Genomic DNA, 15516 nt, shown 5'->3' on the forward strand with positions numbered 1-15516 from the left:
GCCCGCGCTTCGTTCGCGCCCTGGAGGTCGTCGTGTCGTCGTTGCCCCCGCTCGCCGCCCGGTTGCACGGTGTCGCGAGCTCGCCCGTCCGGGATCTGCTCGCGCTGCTCGAGCGGCCCGAGGTGTTGTCGTTCGCCGGTGGGCTGCCCGCGCCGGAGCTCTTCGACCTCGACGGGGTGCGGGAGGCGTACGCGCGGGTGCTCGCCGGGCCCGGTGCGCGGCTCGCGCTGCAGTACGCACCCACCGAAGGCAACGCCGACCTGCGGACGCTCGTCGCGACGCGGCTCACCGGCCGGGGACTGCCCACCGAGGCCGGCGACCTCGTGATCACCACCGGGTCACAGCAGGCGCTGACGCTCGTCACGACCGCGTTGCTCGACCCGGGCGCGGTGGTCGCGGTGGAGTCGCCGACGTATCTCGCCGCGCTGCAGAGCTTCCAGCTGGCCGGCGCCCGGATCGTGGCGGTGCCCGGCGACGAGGACGGCGTGGACCCCGACGCGCTGGCCGACGTCGTCGCGCGGCACCGGCCGGTGCTGTTCTACACGGTGCCGACGTTCGCGAACCCGACCGGCCGGACGCTGCCGGCCGCGCGCCGGGCGGCGGTCGCGCGGATCGCCGCGGCCGGTGGGATGCGGGTGGTGGAGGACGATCCGTACGGCGAGCTGCGGTATCGCGGCGAGGAGGTCGCGCCGCTCGCCGCCGGGTCGGAGCAGGTTTTCCACCTGGGGAGTTTCTCGAAGATCGGGGCGCCCGGGCTTCGGCTCGGGTGGGTGCGGAGCCCGGCGGACGTGCGTCCGGCGCTCGTCGTCGCGAAGCAGGCCGCGGACCTGCACACGTCGACGATCGACCAGGCCGCGGCGGCGGCGTACCTCGCGGTGGCCGACGTCGACGCGCACGTGGCGCGCCTGCGGAAGGCGTACCGGGAGCGGCGGGACGCGATGATCGCGGCGCTCCCGTCGGTGCTGCCGGACGGGAGCACGTGGACGGACCCGGACGGGGGGATGTTCGTGTGGGTGCGGCTGCCGGACGGGTTCGACGCGACCTCGGTGCTCGCGACCGCGCTCGCGCACGACGTGGCGTTCGTGCCGGGTGCGCCGTTCTACGCCGGGGATCCCGATCGCGCGACGCTCCGGCTGTCGTTCACGACGAACTCGCCGGAGGAGATTCACGAGGGGATGAAGCGGCTCGGGGAGGCACTGAGCTAGGCGGGGGCCGGCCGGACCCGGGGGGGTGGTCCGGCCGGCGGGAACAGCATCACCCGGACGGTGGATCACCTGGGCTCGAAGAGCCACGGCTTAAGACAGTCGTTAGGTCCGCTTAGGACAGTGGCCACCAACTGGGCCTATTTCGGCTGCTCCGGGTACGGAACGGGCCTCCACGGGCGAGCCGGGGCGCGGCTCGCTGACCGGCCATGGTTCGATCGAGAGCGCCCTATCCGCTCTCTAGGAGGCAACTGATGCAGAAGCCCGACGTCGGCCCGATCGAGGGTGCTCCCCCGGCCGACCTGGTCGTCGAGGACCTGGCCGTCGGTGACGGTGCCACCGTGGGCGCCGGCCAGGTGGCCTCGGTGCACTACGTCGGGGTGTCCCACTCCACCGGCAAGGAGTTCGACGCCTCGTACAACCGCGGTGCCCCGCTCGATTTCACCGTGGGCGCCGGTCAGGTCATCTCCGGCTGGGACCAGGGAGTCAACGGCATGAAGATCGGCGGGCGGCGCAAGCTGACGATCCCGCCGCACCTCGCGTACGGCGACCGCGGTGCCGCCGGCGTGATCAAGCCCGGCGAGACGCTGATCTTCGTCGTCGACCTCGTCGGCATTCGCTAGTAGGCCGGACGCCGCCCGGCGGGAGGGGTTTCGCCGGGCGGCGTCCGACGGCTCAGAGGTGATGCACGCGCACCGGGCGGTGGGGGTTCGTCGTCAGCGCGATCGGCACCGCGCCGGTGAGGACCACCCGGCCGGGACCGGGATCGTGCACCCAGGCCGCGGCCAGGGCGGCCAGGCCGGTGTCGTGGAGCGCGCCCGCGTCGGTCAGCCGGGGGTCGTCGACGACCAGAAGCACCGGCCACTTCGCCAGCACGTGCACCGACAGCAGCTGGAACCGCGCGGGCCACGGATGGGCGCGGTTGCGTAGCGGCGCGGCCAGCGCGTGCCACGGATGGGCCTCCGGGAGCCCGGCGGTGCGCGCGGCCTCGACGAAGGTGTCGGCGGCCGCGTCGAGCACCTGGTCGGCGCTCGCGGGGTGGCGGACCCGGACGACGGCCGCCGCTCGCGGCCCGAACGCCCGCACGAGCGCCGCGGCGAGGACGTGCCGACCGGGGCCGATCAGCTGCACGCCGCCGTTCGCGGGCTCGCCGAGCGACCGGAGTACCGGGCGGAGGTCGTCGTCGCTCGGCGCCGCCGGGCCGGAATCGACGACGTAGCCGGGACAGTTCACAGCTTTCCCCAGGGCAGCGTGCTCGGATCGGCCCCCGCCACACCGGCGCTGCCCCTCCATCATGCCCGCCCACCGGACCCTGCGGCCCTCCGTCCACAGCGATTTCACGCGTCGGACGAGAGGCGCATCGGCCGAGTGGCCGATCAGCGGTACGCCGGGGCGAGCGGCATCGGCTGCGGCCCCCACACGCGAACCGTCGCGTCGTAGGCTTCGGCGCCCAGGCGGCGCAGCGGTTCGTACCCGGCCGGGAGCGGGAGCTGCGCGAGCGTGTCGAGCCGGGACTGCACCATCTGCCGGCGCGACGGTCGCGGGCGGGTGGGCTCGGTGGTGGGCGGGTCGCCGGCGAGCGCCAGGGGCAGGAACCAGCTCACCGAGAGCAACGCCCAGGCGGCGGTCACGAGGTCGAGCGTGGCCTCGAACGCGGGCGTGGCCACGGCGGGGACGGTCGGAGCCAGCGTGGTCCGCCACCGGTCCAGGGCGCGGCGCGCGACCTCCGGGGGCAGACGCCAGCTGCACCAGCAGGTGGGCCAGGGCACCCGGAGGTAGGCGGCGTGCCAGGCGACGTGGCGGTGTGCGGCGAACTCGAAGTCGAGCAGGATCAGCCCGTCGGCGGTCTCGACGTTGTTGTCGGGGCAGGCGTCGCCCGGGTCCAGGGCCGACCCGTCGGCGGGGAGCGCGGCCGGAACCGTGCGCAGCGCCTCGAGCGCCGCCGGGCCCGGGGTGACGCCGAGCTGCGGCAGATGGGTGGCGAGGGCGGCGGCGGCCTCGGCGAGGTCCTCGGCCGAGGTGTCGGCCGGAGGCGCTCCGAACGCGGACGCGGCGGCGAGCGCCTCGGTGAACGGCACGGCCAGCCCGGCCGTGGACGCCTGGAGGGTCGCCGTCGCCCCGGCCCAGGTCAGCAGCGCGTCGGTGGCGGCGTCCGGATCGGTGCCGAGGAGACGGTCGGCGAGGGACGGGCCGGTGCCCGCGTCGGCGAGGACGATCAGCGGCGGATCGTCGCTGCCGGCCAGGAGCTCGGGGACACCGCCCACTCCGGCGCGCCCGAGCACGTCGAGCGCGGCGCGCTCACGCCACGGCGCGGAGCCGGTCGGCGCTTTGACGACGACGCTCCCGAGCACGCCGGCGGGGCGCAGGTGGGCGCGGAAGACCGTGGATCGCGAGCTGGTGAGGGGCGTGGTGGGGGTGAGCGTCACCGCTCCGAAGCGCGGATGCAGGGCACGCGCGGCGACGGCGGCGAGCTCTGACAGATCGGGCATCGCGTCAGCGTGGCACCGTCGTCCGGTCGACGCATCCCACTTCTCCGGGACCTACCTGCCGCGGCCGGAGCACGGCCGGGCCACAATCGGTGCGTGCGCGACAACACGGGAGGGCAGCATCGGCGACGCGAGGAGCCGGAACCCGCGCGACCCGACGAGTTCGTCTGGCGGCTGACCCCCGCCGAGACCGTGGCCGCGTTCGTCCGCGGTGCCGTGCTCATCGACATCCGGACGATCGTCGAGCGGCGGGCGCAGGGCTGGTTACCGGGCGCGATCGTGCTCGAGCGATCGGTGCTGGAGTGGCGCGCGGTGCCCCACAGCGGGGGTCATCTGCCCGAGGTGACGAGCTTCGACGTCGAGATCGTGCTGGTGTCGCGTGACGGCGAGGAGTCGAGTCTGGCCGCCGCACGCCTGCGCGAGCTGGGGCTCTGGCGCGCGACCGACCTCGCCGGCGGGTTCGGCGCGTGGATCGCGGCCGATCTCCCGATCGGCGGCGACCCCGCCGCGATCCGCCGATGACCCGGGTACCCGGAGCGTTGGTGCGCAACGCCGTCGCCGCCTGGGGCGACGAAGGGCGCCGGTGGGTGGCGGCGCTGCCCGGCCTGATCCACGACGTCGCTCGTGACCGGACGCTGAGCGTCGGCGAGCCGTACACCCTCTCGTTCCACTGGGTCGCGCCGGTGACGGACGCCGCCGGGCGCCCGGCGGTGCTCAAGCTCGGGCCACCCGGCCCGGGGCACCTCCGGGACGAGGTCGCCGCGCTGCGTGCGTTCGACGGGCGCGGCGCGGTCCGGCTGCTCGACGAGGACGCCGGCCGGGGCGTTCTGCTGCTCGAACGCGCCGAGCCCGGCACGCTCGCCCGCGACCTGCTCACCGGTGGTGCCCGGCGCCGTCCGCTCGCCGCTCGCGACGCCGATGCGACCGCCGCGCTGATCACGGTCGTGAACCGCCTCCATCGCGCAGGCGCGACCCCACTGCCGCAGGTGGAGACGCAGCGCGAGGCGTTCGGGCAGTACCTCCACCGGTTCGGCGACCACGGACCGCTGCCGCGGGAGCTGGTGGAGCGGGCCGACCGGCTGTTCGGCGAGCTCTGCGCCGACCGCACCCGCACGGTCGTGCTGCACGGCGACCTCCACCACGACAACGTGCTGCGGGCCGAACGCGAACCCTGGCTCGCGATCGACCCGCACGGCCTGGTCGGCGACCCCGCGTACGAGGCCGCGGCCCTGCTCTACAACCCCGACCCCGACCGTCGCGACCCGTCGTTGCTCGCGCTGGTGCCGGCCCGGATCGAGCAGCTCGCGGACGGCCTCGCCCAGCCGGTCGACCGGGTCACCGCGTGGGGGTTCGCGGTCGCGATGCTCTCGGCGGTGTGGGACACCGAAGGCCAGGACGAGCCCGGCCCGCCCGGGCGCGCGCTCGACGTGGCCAGGCTGCTCAGCCGCTCAGCTCCCGTTCGGTAGGGGTGCGGAACCGCGGCAGGACGCGGACGCCACCGGCGGCGGCCAGCCACCCGGCCACCCGCTGCGCCTCGGCCTCGATGAGCGCGGACGCCTCGCGCCCGACGTCCTCGAAGACCCGGACGGCCACCTCACCGTCGGGCCGGTGCGCCCATCCGCCGACGATGCGGCCGCTGAGCCAGATCGCCGGGCCCGCGTTGCCGGCGCGGTCGAAGAGCAGTGGAGCGTACTCGCCGAGGTACCAGTCGCGCCCGGCCCAGCCCATCGTCGTGGGGTCGAGCGCCGGCAGGAAAGCCACCCACGGGCCGGGGTCGGGCGTCTGCTCCCGGTCGCCGGGGAGCACCAGCCCGGTGGCGCCGCCGGCCAGCGCGACCGGCATCGCCCCGGCGTCGGAAACCGCGCGGGTGACCTGCGCCCCCGTCCAGCCGGTCCACCACCGCAGGTCCGACGCGGGCGCCGGCCCGTACGCGGCGAGCCAGGCCGCGGCGAGCCGGGCGCGGGCCTCGGCGGGCGGCGGCCGGTCGAGCGGTACCGGCAACCACTGCTCGGCCAGCGCCCACTGGTAGCGCTGGGAGAACAGGGTGCCGGTGGGGCGGCCGCGGACGATCCGCCCGTCGGCGCCGAGAATCGTCAGCACGCGGCTGGTGATCGCGGGGCGGGCCTCGTAGGGCTTGCCCGGTGCCAGGTGCAGGGTCGTTCGTAGCCGCGGCTCGGCGGCGGCCAGCTCCACGGCCGAGGCCGTGCCGCCCCGGGCGGCGAGCGCGGCGAGCGTGCCGGCCTCGACGTCGGCGAGCCAGGCCTCGGTATCCGGCACCCCGGCCGTGACCAGGTCCTTGAGCAGGGCGCGGCGCTGGGTGGCGACGACGCGCTCCATCGTCGACGCCTCGATGACCGGGAGCAGCGGGCTGGGTACGACGAACACCGTGCGCCGCATGCCGAGCATGCGCACGAGCGTGCGCCGTGTGTACAGCGCGTCCTGGAGGTCGGCCGGTGTACCGCGGGCGGCGCGGGCGCGCACGGCGAGGAACACGCTCGCGGCGTCGGTGGCGTGCAGTGCGACCACCCGGGCCGCCGCCTCGACCGGGTCGGCGGCGCGCGCCGCCGGCGCCAGCGCATGACGCACGCCGAGCCGCCGCCGGCGCTCCTCGTCGCTGAATTCAGGCATGGCCCGGATGGTGCCGGACCCCTCCGACAGTTCTGGTCAGCCGGCGGGCGACCGCGTCGCGAGGAGACCCCGTGTCGGTCGGGGGGTCACTCGTGGCCCCGGTCCACCGCGTCGCGCAACGCGTCGAGGCCGGACGGTATTTTCTCGGCCGGGACGAGGCCGAACCCGAAGACCAGCCCGCCGTGCTCGGGCAGTGTCTCGAGGTGGACGCCACGGCGTGCGGCCCCGCGGGCCAGTCGCGCCACGTCGACGCCGGGCGCGGCGCGGACGCTCAGGTGCAGCCCGGCGGCCGACGGGATGCGGGTGAGCACGTCGGCGAAGTCGCGGTCGAGCCGGACGGTGAGCGCCTGGTGGCGGGCGGCGTAGACCCGGGTCGCCCGGCGGACGTGCCGGGCCAGCCGACCCTCGTCGAGGAAACGGGCCAGCGCGTGCTGGGTGACCGGGTCGCCGTGCCGGTCGGCGAGGCGCCGGGCCGCCACCAGCGCCGGGCGCAGCGACCGCGGCGCGACCAGGAAGCCGAGTCGCAAGGCCGGGGACAGCGTCTTCGCGAACGATCCGACGTAGACGACACGGCCGTCGGGGTCGAGGCTCTGGAGCGGTTCGAGCGGACGGTCGGCGTACCGGAACTCGCTGTCGTAGTCGTCCTCGACGACGATCGCGTCGTGGTGGTCGGCCCAGCGCAGGAGGGCGGCGCGGCGGGTCAGCGAGAGCGGGACGCCGAGCGGGTACTGGTGGGCCGGGGTCACGTACACCAGGCGGACGTCGCGCGGCAGCGCGTCCACGACGAGGCCCTCGGCGTCGACGGGGACGTCGACGATCCGCGCGCCCCGGGCCGCGTAGAGGGCCCGGGCGGCGGGGTACCCGGGTGCTTCGATCGCGACGCGGTCGCCCGGAGCGAGCAGGACCCGTCCGATCAGGTCGAAGGCCTGCTGGGCGCCGGCGGTGACGAGGACGTCGTCGGTGTGCGCGCGTACCGCCCTGGCCACGCCGACGTGGTGCGCGATCGCGGCGCGCAGCGCGGGGACTCCGGCCGGGTCGCCGTACGCGTCGTCGCGGAAGACCGCGGCGCGGAGGGCGGCGCTCATCAGACGGCGCCAGGTGGCCAGCGGGAAGAGGTCCGGGTCCGGCATCCCGACCCGGAAATCCCAGCCCGCACGCGGAGCGCCGCCGGGCCCACCGCTGTCCGCCGGCACGGCGACCGGGAGGGGCGGGCCGGGGCGGGCGGACGCGGGGGCGGGCAGCGGGGCGTCGCTGACGTAGGTTCCGGCGCCGACCCGGCCGACCAGGAAGCCCTCGGCGGTGAGCCGGTCGTAGGCCACGCCGACCGTGGTGCGTGAGATCCCGAGCTGCGCGGCCAGCTCGCGGGTGGCCGGAACCTGCTCACCGGGGCGCAGGCGGCCCTCGAGCACCGCGGCGCGCACCTGCCGGTAGATCTGGGCGGCTAGACCACTTCGGCCGCTGACGTGGATCTCCATCCTGCGCCGACCGTACTGCGTTGCGCCCACCGCGCCGCGGGCACCATCAGCGCGGCGGCCAGCGCGAAGATCCCGCCGAGGACGAACCATCCGGGTGTCCCCCAGGTGACGACGAGCGTGGTGAGCAGCGCCGGGCCGACCATCCGGGCGAGGGCGACGCCGCTGGAGAAGAAGCCCTGGTACTGGCCGTGGCGATCGGGTGGGGCGAGGTCGAAGCTGAGCTGCCAGGAGCCGGCCGAGTGCAGCATCTCGCCGGCGACCTGGACCGCGGCCGCGGTCACCAGGCACAGGGTGGCCAGCCAGGGCGACGCTCCCCCGCCGGACAGCGCGAACACCAGGCAGGCGACGAAGAGCAGCAGGCCGGCCCGGCGGACCGCGGCGGCGCCGGTGCGGACGTCGCGCACCACCCGGGCCACCCGGACCTGCAGCAGCGCGACGCTCAGCGTGTTGAGCACGAGCACCGCGGCCACCATGCCGCGCGGCGCCTCGGTGCGCTCGGCGATCCACAGCGGCAGCACCCAGCTGAGCAGCGGCATGTTCAGCAGCAACACCGCCTGCAGCAGCGTGATCACCGCGTACGGCCGATCACGCAGCACCGCCAGGGCCGACCCCCGCGTACCGGGAGCCGCCGGGGCGGCCGGCGTCCCCGGGGGGAGCGTGCGCAGGATCAGCGCGGCCAGCACGAACGCGGCCGCGTCCACGGCCAGCACCGACACGTAAGCCGCGGCGGTGTCCCGCCACAGCGCCGCCCCGCCGAGCGCCGCGCCCAGCGCGAGCCCGGCGTTCGTCGTCGACTGCAGGTACGCCCGGGTCTCGGTCCGCAGCGCGGGTGCGATCAGGCGAGCCAGCAGCGCCTGCCGGGCCGCGTGCAGCCCGGCCTGGCTGCACGCGTACGCGCACATCGCGACGACGAACAGCGGCACCGACCGCACGCCCAGCAGCGCCAGTACCGACAGCGCGGTCGCCGCCGCGAGCACGACCGCGGTGCCGCGCGGGCCGCGCCGGTCGGCGAAGTGGCCGAGCGGCACGCCGGCCAGCAGCCCGGCGACCCAGCCGATCGACACCCCGAGCCCGAACTGCCCGGCCGGTAATCCGACGATCCGGGTGAAGAACAGCGCGAACGTGACGAAGAACGCCCCGTCGCCGACGGAGTTCGCGAGCTGGGCGAGCGCGAGCCGACGCGCGGGACCGGGAGCGGGCAGCAGTTTCACGGGTCCAGCCTGCCGACCTATCGGCCCACTCCGAAGATCCAATTCGGCCCGATCCAACTGGGCCATTGCGTCCCTCCCCTCATGGCGACAAAACCCTTCGAAGCAGGTTGTATCGCCGACGGCCGGGGGTATGCCGGGCGCATGCTCGTGCACCTGATCGCCGACTACGGCCCCGGGGACCTGGCCTTCGCCGAGGTCCGGCAGCAGCTCGCACTGCACCTGCCGGGCGCGGACGTGGTCTACACGCCGGTACCGCCGTTCGACACGCTCGCGGCCGGGTTCTGCATCGCCCAGCTGGCGCTGACGCCCGGCCCGGCGGATCGACTGGTCTACTGCAACGTCGCTCCGCGGGCCGACTCCGACGCGCCCCGCCCGGAGAACGAGGGCGAGCGGCTCCTCGCCGCCCGGCTGGGCGACGGCACGCGGGTCGTCGGGGTGGACGCCGGGCACGTCTTCGCGTTCCTGCGGGACGAGACCGACGAGCTGACCGAGATCGTGATCCCCCCGACCGGCTCCCAGTTCCGGTCCCGCGACGCGTTCCCCCCGCTCCTGCCACGGATACTCCGGGGCGACGCCGAGCAGGCCGGCCCCGTCGACCCGGCCGCGATCCCGGCCCCGCCGGAACGCTCGCTGATCTACGTCGACGGCTACGGCAACCTGAAGACGAGCTGGACGGAGCCGCCGGCGCCGATCGGGTCGGTGGTGACCCTGCGGGTGGGTGGCATCGGCGCCGAGGCGATGATCAGCGACGGCACGTTTGACGTCCCGGCGCGGACGCTGGCGTTCGCGCCGGGCAGCTCGGGCTGGACCCGGCGGGACGGCTCCGCGGTGCGCTGGTACGAGGTGCTGCTGCGCGGCGGGAGCGCCGCCGAGCTGCTCGACCACCCCGAACCGGGCACGCGGGTCTCGGTGCGGGCCTGACCTCAGACGACCGACGCGGTCCAGAGCAGGTACTCCCACTCCATTCCACCGCCGACCAGCGCACCGTCGCCCAGCCGGGCGAGCGCGGCGTCGAGCGCGGCGGTCCGATCGGCGTCCAACCCGCGGTACGCCGCGATCGTCGGCCCGTAGTTCGCCGCGAAGTAATCGCGGAACTCGGCCCCGGACGCGAACGCGGAGACCGTCAACGTGCGTTTCTCGGCCACGACGCCGCTGACCCGGTCGCCGAAGAGGGTCGCCACGTGTTCCTCGGAGCCCCAGAGCGGCGGGGCCTGCACGCCGGGCGGCGGTGCGGCGACGAACGGCTTCATCGTGGCGAACAGCTGCCCGACGAACCCGCCGGGCGTCCAGCTGATCAGCCCGATCGTGCCGCCGGGACGGGTGACCCGGACGATCTCGTCGGCGGTCGCCCGGTGGTGCGGCGCGAACATCGCGCCGACGCAGGAGACCACGACGTCGAACGAGTCGGGCGCGAACGGCAGGTCCTCCGCATCGGCTTCGCGCCAGGTCAGGGACGCGCCCCGGTCGGCCGCGAGCGTCTGCCCGGCCGCGAGCAGCTCCGGGGTGAGGTCGGCGGCGACGACCGCGGCTCCGGTCAGCGCGGCCGGGATCGCCACGTTGCCGGAGCCGGCCGCGACATCGAGGACGCGGTGACCGGGCCCGATGCCGGTGGCGGCGACCAGGACCGGGCCGAGCGGAGCGACGAGATCGGCGGCGACGGCGGGATAGTCGCCGAGCGCCCAGAGTGCGCGGTGGCGCGCTTTCAGTTCGTCCATGGGTCGAGGCTAGGAAAACGGAGCGTGCTGCCCTAGTACACGATCTGTACCGTGCTCCCATGGGCGCGTCGTACCACCAGTTCTGCCCGGTCGCGAAGGCGATGGAGCTGCTCGACGAACGCTGGACGCTGCTCGTCGTCCGGGAGCTCGTCGCGGGGAGCCGTCACTTCAACGAGTTGCGCCGCGGCTTACCGCGGATGTCCCCCACGCTGCTGTCCAAGCGGCTGCAGCAGCTGGTCGCGGCCGGTGTCGTCGAGCGCCGTCCGGGAGGGCGCGAGGTCCAGTACGTGCTCACCCCGGCGGGTGCGGAGCTCGCGCCGATCGTGCAGGCGCTCGGCGCGTGGGGCGTGCGGTGGGTCGGCCGGCTCGGGGACGCCGACCTCGACCCGAAACTGCTCCTGTGGGACCTGCACCGCCATGTCGACCAGGACGCGGTGCCGCCGGGACGCACCGTGGTGGAGTTCCGCTTCCCCGGGGTGGAGGCGGGGAAGCGGACCTGGTGGCTGGTGATCGCGCCGCCCGACGTCGACGTCTGCGATGTCGACCCCGGCCACGACGTGGCGGTGCGGGTGACCGCCGACCTGCGCCGGATGGTGCTGGTCTGGCGGGGTGACGTGTCGTGGGCCGAGGCCGTGCGCGCCGGCGACGTCGTGCTCGACGGCCCGTCGGCGGTGCGGAGGGCGGTACCGTCCTGGTTCCGCCCGACGATGTTCGCCTCCGTGCCTAGGCCGGCTGGCTGACCAGGGTCGAGACCCGGCCCATCAGGCCGGGGACGTCGCCGCGGACGCCGTCGATGAGCCACTGGCCCAGCTGCACCGACGACTCGACCACGGTCTTCGCCCGCTCGTAGCGGCGCACCGTGAACACGTCGAAAACGCTCTGCTCGAGCTGTTCGGCGCTGAGCAGGAGCTCGGCGAGCACCGCCGCGTCCTCCAGCGCCATCGCCGCGCCCTGGGCCAGGGTGGGTGGGCAGGTGTGGGCGGCGTCGCCGATGAGCACGACCCGGCCGCGGTTCCAGGGCGCGTCGAGCAGGTGCTCCTCGAACCGGGTGTAGTTGACCCGGCTCGGGTCAGTCAGGCCGGGACGGATGTCGTCCCAGGGGCCGTGGTAGGCCCGCGACAGCTCGACCATCGTCGCGAGCTGTTCCTCGGGCGACAGGCCGCTGCGGTCCTGCGCCTTCTCGACGATGTACGCGTAGAGCGTGTCCTCGCCGGTCGGGCAGTACCCGGCGATGTAACTCGGGCCGCCGTAGATCAGATCGGTGCGCGTCACGCTGGCCGGCCGGGGCGCGAAGACCCGCCAGATGCCCATGCCGGTGGCGCGGGTCTCCAGCTCGACGCCGACCGCGCGGCGCACGGCCGAGCGGATGCCGTCGGCACCGATGACCAGGTCGTAGCGGCCGCTCGAGCCGTCGGCGAACCGCACGTCGACACCGCTGTCGTCCTGGGTCAGCCCGGCGAACGCGGCGCCGAAGCGCACCGTGACGCCCACCTCGGCGGCCCGGCCGAGCAGGATCGCGGCGAGGTCGGGCCGGTACATGCCGAGCGTCGCCGGCAGCTCCGGGCCGCCGGTGCGGGCGTCGGGGAACTCGGCGACGATCGTGCCGGCCGGGTCGGGCGCGCGGATGCCCAGATCGTCGAACGCGTAGCCCTTCGCGCTGACCTGCTCCCACACCCCGAGCTGACGCAGCACGCGCAGCGCGTTTCCCTGCAGCGTGATGCCGGAGCCGAGCGCGCCGATCCCGGGCTTGGCTTCGGCGATCTCCACCGTCACGCCACGCTCGGCGAGCAGGACCGCGGCTGCGGCACCGGCCGCGCCACCGCCGACGACCAGGACGTTCGCTACAGCTGGCATGGCATTCTCCGCGTCGTCACGGGCAGGGGAACCCACTATGCGAGACCCAGGTCACATGAAGGAAATCGATTCTTCCCATACCGAGTATTTCCCACGTCGATGTTTCGTGACCACTGTGGACGACCATAACGCTGCGACACTGGAAGGGCAGCGATCGGAAGGAGCAACGTGGCTTCTGACCCAGCTCTGCCAGGCCTCGACCTGGCGAGGTTCACCGCGTGGGCGTCGACCCACATCCCCGAGCACGGTTCGGTGCAGGACGCCGAGCTGATCGCCGGTGGGCTCTCGAATCTCACGTACCGCATCACGCTCGACACCGGGTCGCTCATCCTCCGGCGGCCACCGCGCGGCCCGGTGCTCCCGAGCGCCCACGACATGGCCCGCGAGTACCGGGTGCTCTCCGGCCTGCAGCGCAGCGCCGTCCCGGTCGCGCGCACGATCGCCCACCACCCGTACCCCGACGTCCTCGGGGCTGAGTTCTACCTGGTCGAGGACGTCGCGGGTGCGGTGTACCGGTCCGTCGAGCAGACCGCGTCGCTCAGCGTCGACGAGCGGGCCGCGGTCGGGGCGGCCGTCGTGGAGGCGCTGGCCCGCATCCACGAGGTGGACCTGGCCGCGACCGGGCTGGCCGACTTCGGGCCGCCGAGCGGCTACCTGCAGCGCCAGGTGCGGCGGTGGGGCCGGCAGTGGGACGCGTCGAGGACCCGGGACCTGCCGGTCCTCGACGAGGTGCTGACCCGCCTCGCCGCGGCGCTCCCGGCCGACGGCGAGACGACGCTCGTCCACGGCGACTACCGCCTGGACAACATGATCGTGCGCGGCACCCGGGTGGCCGCGGTCGTCGACTGGGAGCTCTCCACCCTCGGCGACCCGCTGGCCGACCTGGCGCTGACGCTCCTCTACTGGGGTGACGACGGCACGGTGTCGTCGGCGGGCGGCGTCACCGGGCATCCCGGTTTCCCCACCGCCGACGAGTTCGCCGCCGCCTACGCCGCCCGCACCGGCCGGAGCCTGGAACTGCTGCCGCTCTACCGCGCGTTCGCCGCGTTCAAGCTGGCCGTGATCCTCGAGGGCGTGCACGCCCGCTACCTGGCCGGTGGCACGGTCGGCGACGGGTACGCGCGCGCCGGTGCGGCGGTCGGCGAGCTGGCGTCGCGCGCGCGGGCGCTACTGGACTGAGAGGTGGACGTGGTTGGTGTGCGCCGCGGACGGGTCACCGCCGCTCTGGTAGGCGCGCCAGCCCGAGCCGGGTAGCCAGATCTGCCGGTACCAGATGACGTAGAGCACGCCGAGCCGGTCGGCGTTGTCGACGTACCACGCGGCCAGGCGGTTGCCGTAGGTGCGGTCACCGCCGGTCGCGGCCCCGCCGAACCCGCCGGCCGCGGCGGCGAAGTCGCACGCCCGGCCCTTGGGGTGCTCTCCGAACGACGCCTGCCGGAAGCAGTGCACGTAGCGGGTGAAGCCGGCCGCCTTGGTCTGCTGGAGCGCGTGCAGGGTGCGCGGGGTCAGACAGCCGCCGGAGGTCGGGTCGTCCTGCGAGCAGCCCTCGGAGCCGTACGAACCGTCGCCGCGGCGGGGCGCCGAGGTCGCCTTCCGGGCCTTCTTCCCGGTGCGCTTCTTCTTCGGCGTGGACTGCTCACCGTTGCCGGTGGCCTCCGGTACGTCGTTGTTCTCGCCGTCGCTGGTGAAGCCGCCCGACTTCTGGCCGCCGACCTTCGCCTTCGCCAGCGCCCGCTCGGCGTCGGCGCGGCGCTGCTGCATCGTCCGCTCCTCGCGACGCTGCTTCGCCAGTTCGGTGTCGATCCGGCGGCGGGCGGCGACGAGGTCCGACCGGGTGTCGACGAGGTCGTCGAGCGTCTGCCTGCGCTGGCGGGTGAGGCTGTCGACCAGGCCGACGTTGCCGATCATGTCGGGCAGCGAGCGGGAGTTGGCCATCGCGGTGGCCGGGTCGGGCAGGCCGTGCCGGTAAGCGGCCGCGCTCAGTTCCTGAACCTGGTCCTCCAGCGCCGTGATGCGTTTCTCGGCGCTCGCGATCCGGGTGACCAGAGCCGAGCGGCGTTTCTGCGACGCCTGCGCTTTCGCCCGCGCGTTGTTGTATCCGGCCGTCGCGGTGTCGAGGTCACGCCGGAGCGCCTCGGTGCCGCCCTCGTCGTCCTCCGCGGCCGGCCCCGGTGCCGCCGACGCCGGACCGGGAACCGCGCTGAGCAGCAACGCGAGTCCGATCAGGACGATGGCCAGCAGACGAGCGGGGGAAGTTCCGAGCACACCCGCACCGTAGGCAGAACGGAAACCGCGCCCCCGTCCCGCACGAGCGAATTTGCGTCGGCCTTAATCGCAAACTAATTGCGCGTGTTACTCGTGTGGTCAATGTGATTAATGGTTCGCGGAATACCGGAGAAGCACTACTCCGGATCGGAACGTGCGTGATTCGAGCAGCCGCAGCCCCGGGCGCTCGACGCCGTCGGGGAACAGCCGGGCACCCTGGCCGACGACCGTCGGGTAGACGAACAGCCGGTACTCGTCGACGAGGTCCTCCGCGACGAGCTGACGCACCAGGTCGATGCTCCCGGTGACGACGATGTCGCGGCCCGGCTGGGCTTTGAGCGCCGCGACGTCGCTACGCAGCGGCCCGCGCAGGATCGTGGTCGGTTCCCAGCCGGCCTCGGTGAGGCGGCGCGAGACCACGTACTTGCGCACCTGGTTCAGGTACGCGCTGACCCCGGTGGTGTCCTCGGTCTGCGCCGGCCAGAAGCCCCGCATCTGTTCGAACGTGACCCTCCCGACGAGGAACGCGTCGGCGCCGCGCATGTGCTCGGCCAGCGCCTCGGTCAGGTCGGACGTGTCGAGGCCGGGGTTCGTGCCGGCCGGGTCGAACCAGCCGCCGGTCGCGTCGATCACGCCGTCGAGCGTGATGTTCTCGGTCACCACCAGGGTTCGCATCGGGC

At 74.4% G+C, this 15516-nt stretch carries 16 protein-coding genes; 7 read left to right on the top strand and 9 right to left on the bottom strand.

Annotated features, from left to right (window positions below):
- Positions 1–32 precede the first annotated feature (32 nt).
- Both CRYAR_RS27925 and CRYAR_RS27930 read left to right on the top strand, forming a co-directional pair.
- Positions 33–1205, top strand: a complete 1173-nt coding sequence (locus tag CRYAR_RS27925) for an aminotransferase-like domain-containing protein (protein ID WP_035856350.1) — start codon at positions 33–35, stop codon at positions 1203–1205.
- Positions 1206–1456: 251 nt separating this feature from the next.
- Positions 1457–1825, top strand: a complete 369-nt coding sequence (locus CRYAR_RS27930) for an FKBP-type peptidyl-prolyl cis-trans isomerase (RefSeq protein ID WP_035856352.1) — start codon at positions 1457–1459, stop codon at positions 1823–1825.
- 52 nt (positions 1826–1877) lie between these two features.
- On the opposite strand, the gene CRYAR_RS27935 is transcribed toward CRYAR_RS27930, so the two are convergent.
- Together CRYAR_RS27935 and CRYAR_RS27940 are read right to left on the bottom strand one after the other, a co-directional pair.
- Positions 1878–2435: a hypothetical protein gene (locus CRYAR_RS27935; protein WP_035856353.1), complete on the bottom strand. Its 558-nt coding sequence runs from the start codon at positions 2433–2435 to the stop codon at positions 1878–1880.
- Between the two features lie 143 nt (positions 2436–2578).
- A complete protein-coding gene (locus tag CRYAR_RS27940) occupies positions 2579–3691 on the bottom strand; it encodes a hypothetical protein (protein ID WP_035856354.1) in 1113 nt (370 codons plus the stop codon).
- A gap of 93 nt (positions 3692–3784) precedes the next feature.
- On the opposite strand from CRYAR_RS27940, the gene CRYAR_RS27945 reads away from it, so the two are divergent.
- Complete coding sequence (locus CRYAR_RS27945) at positions 3785–4210, top strand: rhodanese-like domain-containing protein (protein WP_157018129.1); 426 nt, start codon at positions 3785–3787, stop codon at positions 4208–4210.
- Positions 4207–5154 carry an aminoglycoside phosphotransferase family protein gene (locus tag CRYAR_RS27950; protein WP_051571037.1) on the top strand — a complete coding sequence of 316 codons (948 nt, stop codon included), beginning with the start codon at positions 4207–4209 and terminating at the stop codon, positions 5152–5154. The genes CRYAR_RS27945 and CRYAR_RS27950 overlap by 4 nt, the downstream gene beginning before the upstream one ends.
- Here CRYAR_RS27950 and CRYAR_RS27955 read toward each other — a convergent pair.
- The 3 genes from CRYAR_RS27955 to CRYAR_RS27965 all read right to left on the bottom strand — a co-directional run bounded on the left by CRYAR_RS27955 (position 5129) and on the right by CRYAR_RS27965 (position 9002).
- Positions 5129–6316: a winged helix DNA-binding domain-containing protein gene (locus tag CRYAR_RS27955; protein ID WP_035856356.1), complete on the bottom strand. Its 1188-nt coding sequence runs from the start codon at positions 6314–6316 to the stop codon at positions 5129–5131. The two genes, CRYAR_RS27950 and CRYAR_RS27955, sit on opposite strands and share 26 nt — an antisense overlap.
- An 86-nt stretch (positions 6317–6402) precedes the next feature.
- On the bottom strand, positions 6403–7791 hold the full coding sequence (pdxR, locus tag CRYAR_RS27960) for a MocR-like pyridoxine biosynthesis transcription factor PdxR (protein WP_035856357.1): 1389 nt from the start codon (positions 7789–7791) through the stop codon (positions 6403–6405).
- Complete coding sequence (locus CRYAR_RS27965; protein WP_211247675.1) at positions 7758–9002, bottom strand: MFS transporter; 1245 nt, start codon at positions 9000–9002, stop codon at positions 7758–7760. Before CRYAR_RS27965 ends, pdxR begins: the two co-directional genes overlap by 34 nt.
- 81 nt (positions 9003–9083) lie before the next feature.
- On the opposite strand from CRYAR_RS27965, the gene CRYAR_RS27970 reads away from it, so the two are divergent.
- Positions 9084–9923, top strand: coding sequence for an SAM hydrolase/SAM-dependent halogenase family protein (locus CRYAR_RS27970; protein ID WP_211247676.1), 840 nt, complete (start codon positions 9084–9086; stop codon positions 9921–9923).
- A gap of 2 nt (positions 9924–9925) precedes the next feature.
- Here CRYAR_RS27970 and CRYAR_RS27975 read toward each other — a convergent pair whose 3' ends face one another.
- Entirely contained in the window at positions 9926–10717 is a 792-nt protein-coding gene (locus CRYAR_RS27975; RefSeq protein ID WP_035856360.1) for a class I SAM-dependent methyltransferase, read from the bottom strand.
- Between the two features lie 59 nt (positions 10718–10776).
- On the opposite strand from CRYAR_RS27975, the gene CRYAR_RS27980 reads away from it, so the two are divergent.
- Positions 10777–11457 (top strand): winged helix-turn-helix transcriptional regulator, encoded by a 681-nt coding sequence (locus tag CRYAR_RS27980; protein WP_035856362.1) that lies wholly within the window; start codon positions 10777–10779, stop codon positions 11455–11457.
- Here CRYAR_RS27980 and CRYAR_RS27985 read toward each other — a convergent pair.
- On the bottom strand, positions 11441–12571 hold the full coding sequence (locus tag CRYAR_RS27985; protein WP_035856364.1) for an FAD-dependent monooxygenase: 1131 nt from the start codon (positions 12569–12571) through the stop codon (positions 11441–11443). The genes CRYAR_RS27980 and CRYAR_RS27985 overlap by 17 nt on opposite strands.
- A gap of 168 nt (positions 12572–12739) precedes the next feature.
- On the opposite strand from CRYAR_RS27985, the gene CRYAR_RS27990 reads away from it, so the two are divergent.
- A complete protein-coding gene (locus tag CRYAR_RS27990; protein WP_035856366.1) occupies positions 12740–13750 on the top strand; it encodes a phosphotransferase family protein in 1011 nt (336 codons plus the stop codon).
- Here CRYAR_RS27990 and CRYAR_RS27995 read toward each other — a convergent pair.
- Positions 13739–14836 (bottom strand): coiled-coil domain-containing protein, encoded by a 1098-nt coding sequence (locus CRYAR_RS27995; protein ID WP_035856368.1) that lies wholly within the window; start codon positions 14834–14836, stop codon positions 13739–13741. The genes CRYAR_RS27990 and CRYAR_RS27995 overlap by 12 nt on opposite strands.
- A 108-nt stretch (positions 14837–14944) precedes the next feature.
- Positions 14945–15511 (bottom strand): dihydrofolate reductase family protein, encoded by a 567-nt coding sequence (locus tag CRYAR_RS28000; RefSeq protein WP_035856370.1) that lies wholly within the window; start codon positions 15509–15511, stop codon positions 14945–14947.
- Positions 15512–15516: the final 5 nt, after the last annotated feature.

The sequence above is a fragment of the Cryptosporangium arvum DSM 44712 genome, from assembly GCF_000585375.1.
GTDB classification, from domain to species: domain Bacteria; phylum Actinomycetota; class Actinomycetes; order Mycobacteriales; family Cryptosporangiaceae; genus Cryptosporangium; species Cryptosporangium arvum.

Bases quoted from the DNA above. Each gene is read 5' to 3' on its own strand.
- CRYAR_RS27930 (WP_035856352.1), top strand. From the start codon at position 1,457: ATGCAGAAGCCCGACGTCGGCCCGATCGAGGGTGCTCCCCCGGCCGAC.
- CRYAR_RS27940 (WP_035856354.1), bottom strand. From the start codon at position 3,691: ATGCCCGATCTGTCAGAGCTCGCCGCCGTCGCCGCGCGTGCCCTGCAT.
- CRYAR_RS27950 (WP_051571037.1), top strand. From the start codon at position 4,207: ATGACCCGGGTACCCGGAGCGTTGGTGCGCAACGCCGTCGCCGCCTGG.
- CRYAR_RS27955 (WP_035856356.1), bottom strand. From the start codon at position 6,316: ATGCCTGAATTCAGCGACGAGGAGCGCCGGCGGCGGCTCGGCGTGCGT.
- pdxR (WP_035856357.1), bottom strand. From the start codon at position 7,791: ATGGAGATCCACGTCAGCGGCCGAAGTGGTCTAGCCGCCCAGATCTAC.
- CRYAR_RS27970 (WP_211247676.1), top strand. From the start codon at position 9,084: ATGGCGACAAAACCCTTCGAAGCAGGTTGTATCGCCGACGGCCGGGGG.
- CRYAR_RS27975 (WP_035856360.1), bottom strand. From the start codon at position 10,717: ATGGACGAACTGAAAGCGCGCCACCGCGCACTCTGGGCGCTCGGCGAC.
- CRYAR_RS27980 (WP_035856362.1), top strand. From the start codon at position 10,777: ATGGGCGCGTCGTACCACCAGTTCTGCCCGGTCGCGAAGGCGATGGAG.
- CRYAR_RS27985 (WP_035856364.1), bottom strand. From the start codon at position 12,571: ATGCCAGCTGTAGCGAACGTCCTGGTCGTCGGCGGTGGCGCGGCCGGT.
- CRYAR_RS28000 (WP_035856370.1), bottom strand. From the start codon at position 15,511: ATGCGAACCCTGGTGGTGACCGAGAACATCACGCTCGACGGCGTGATC.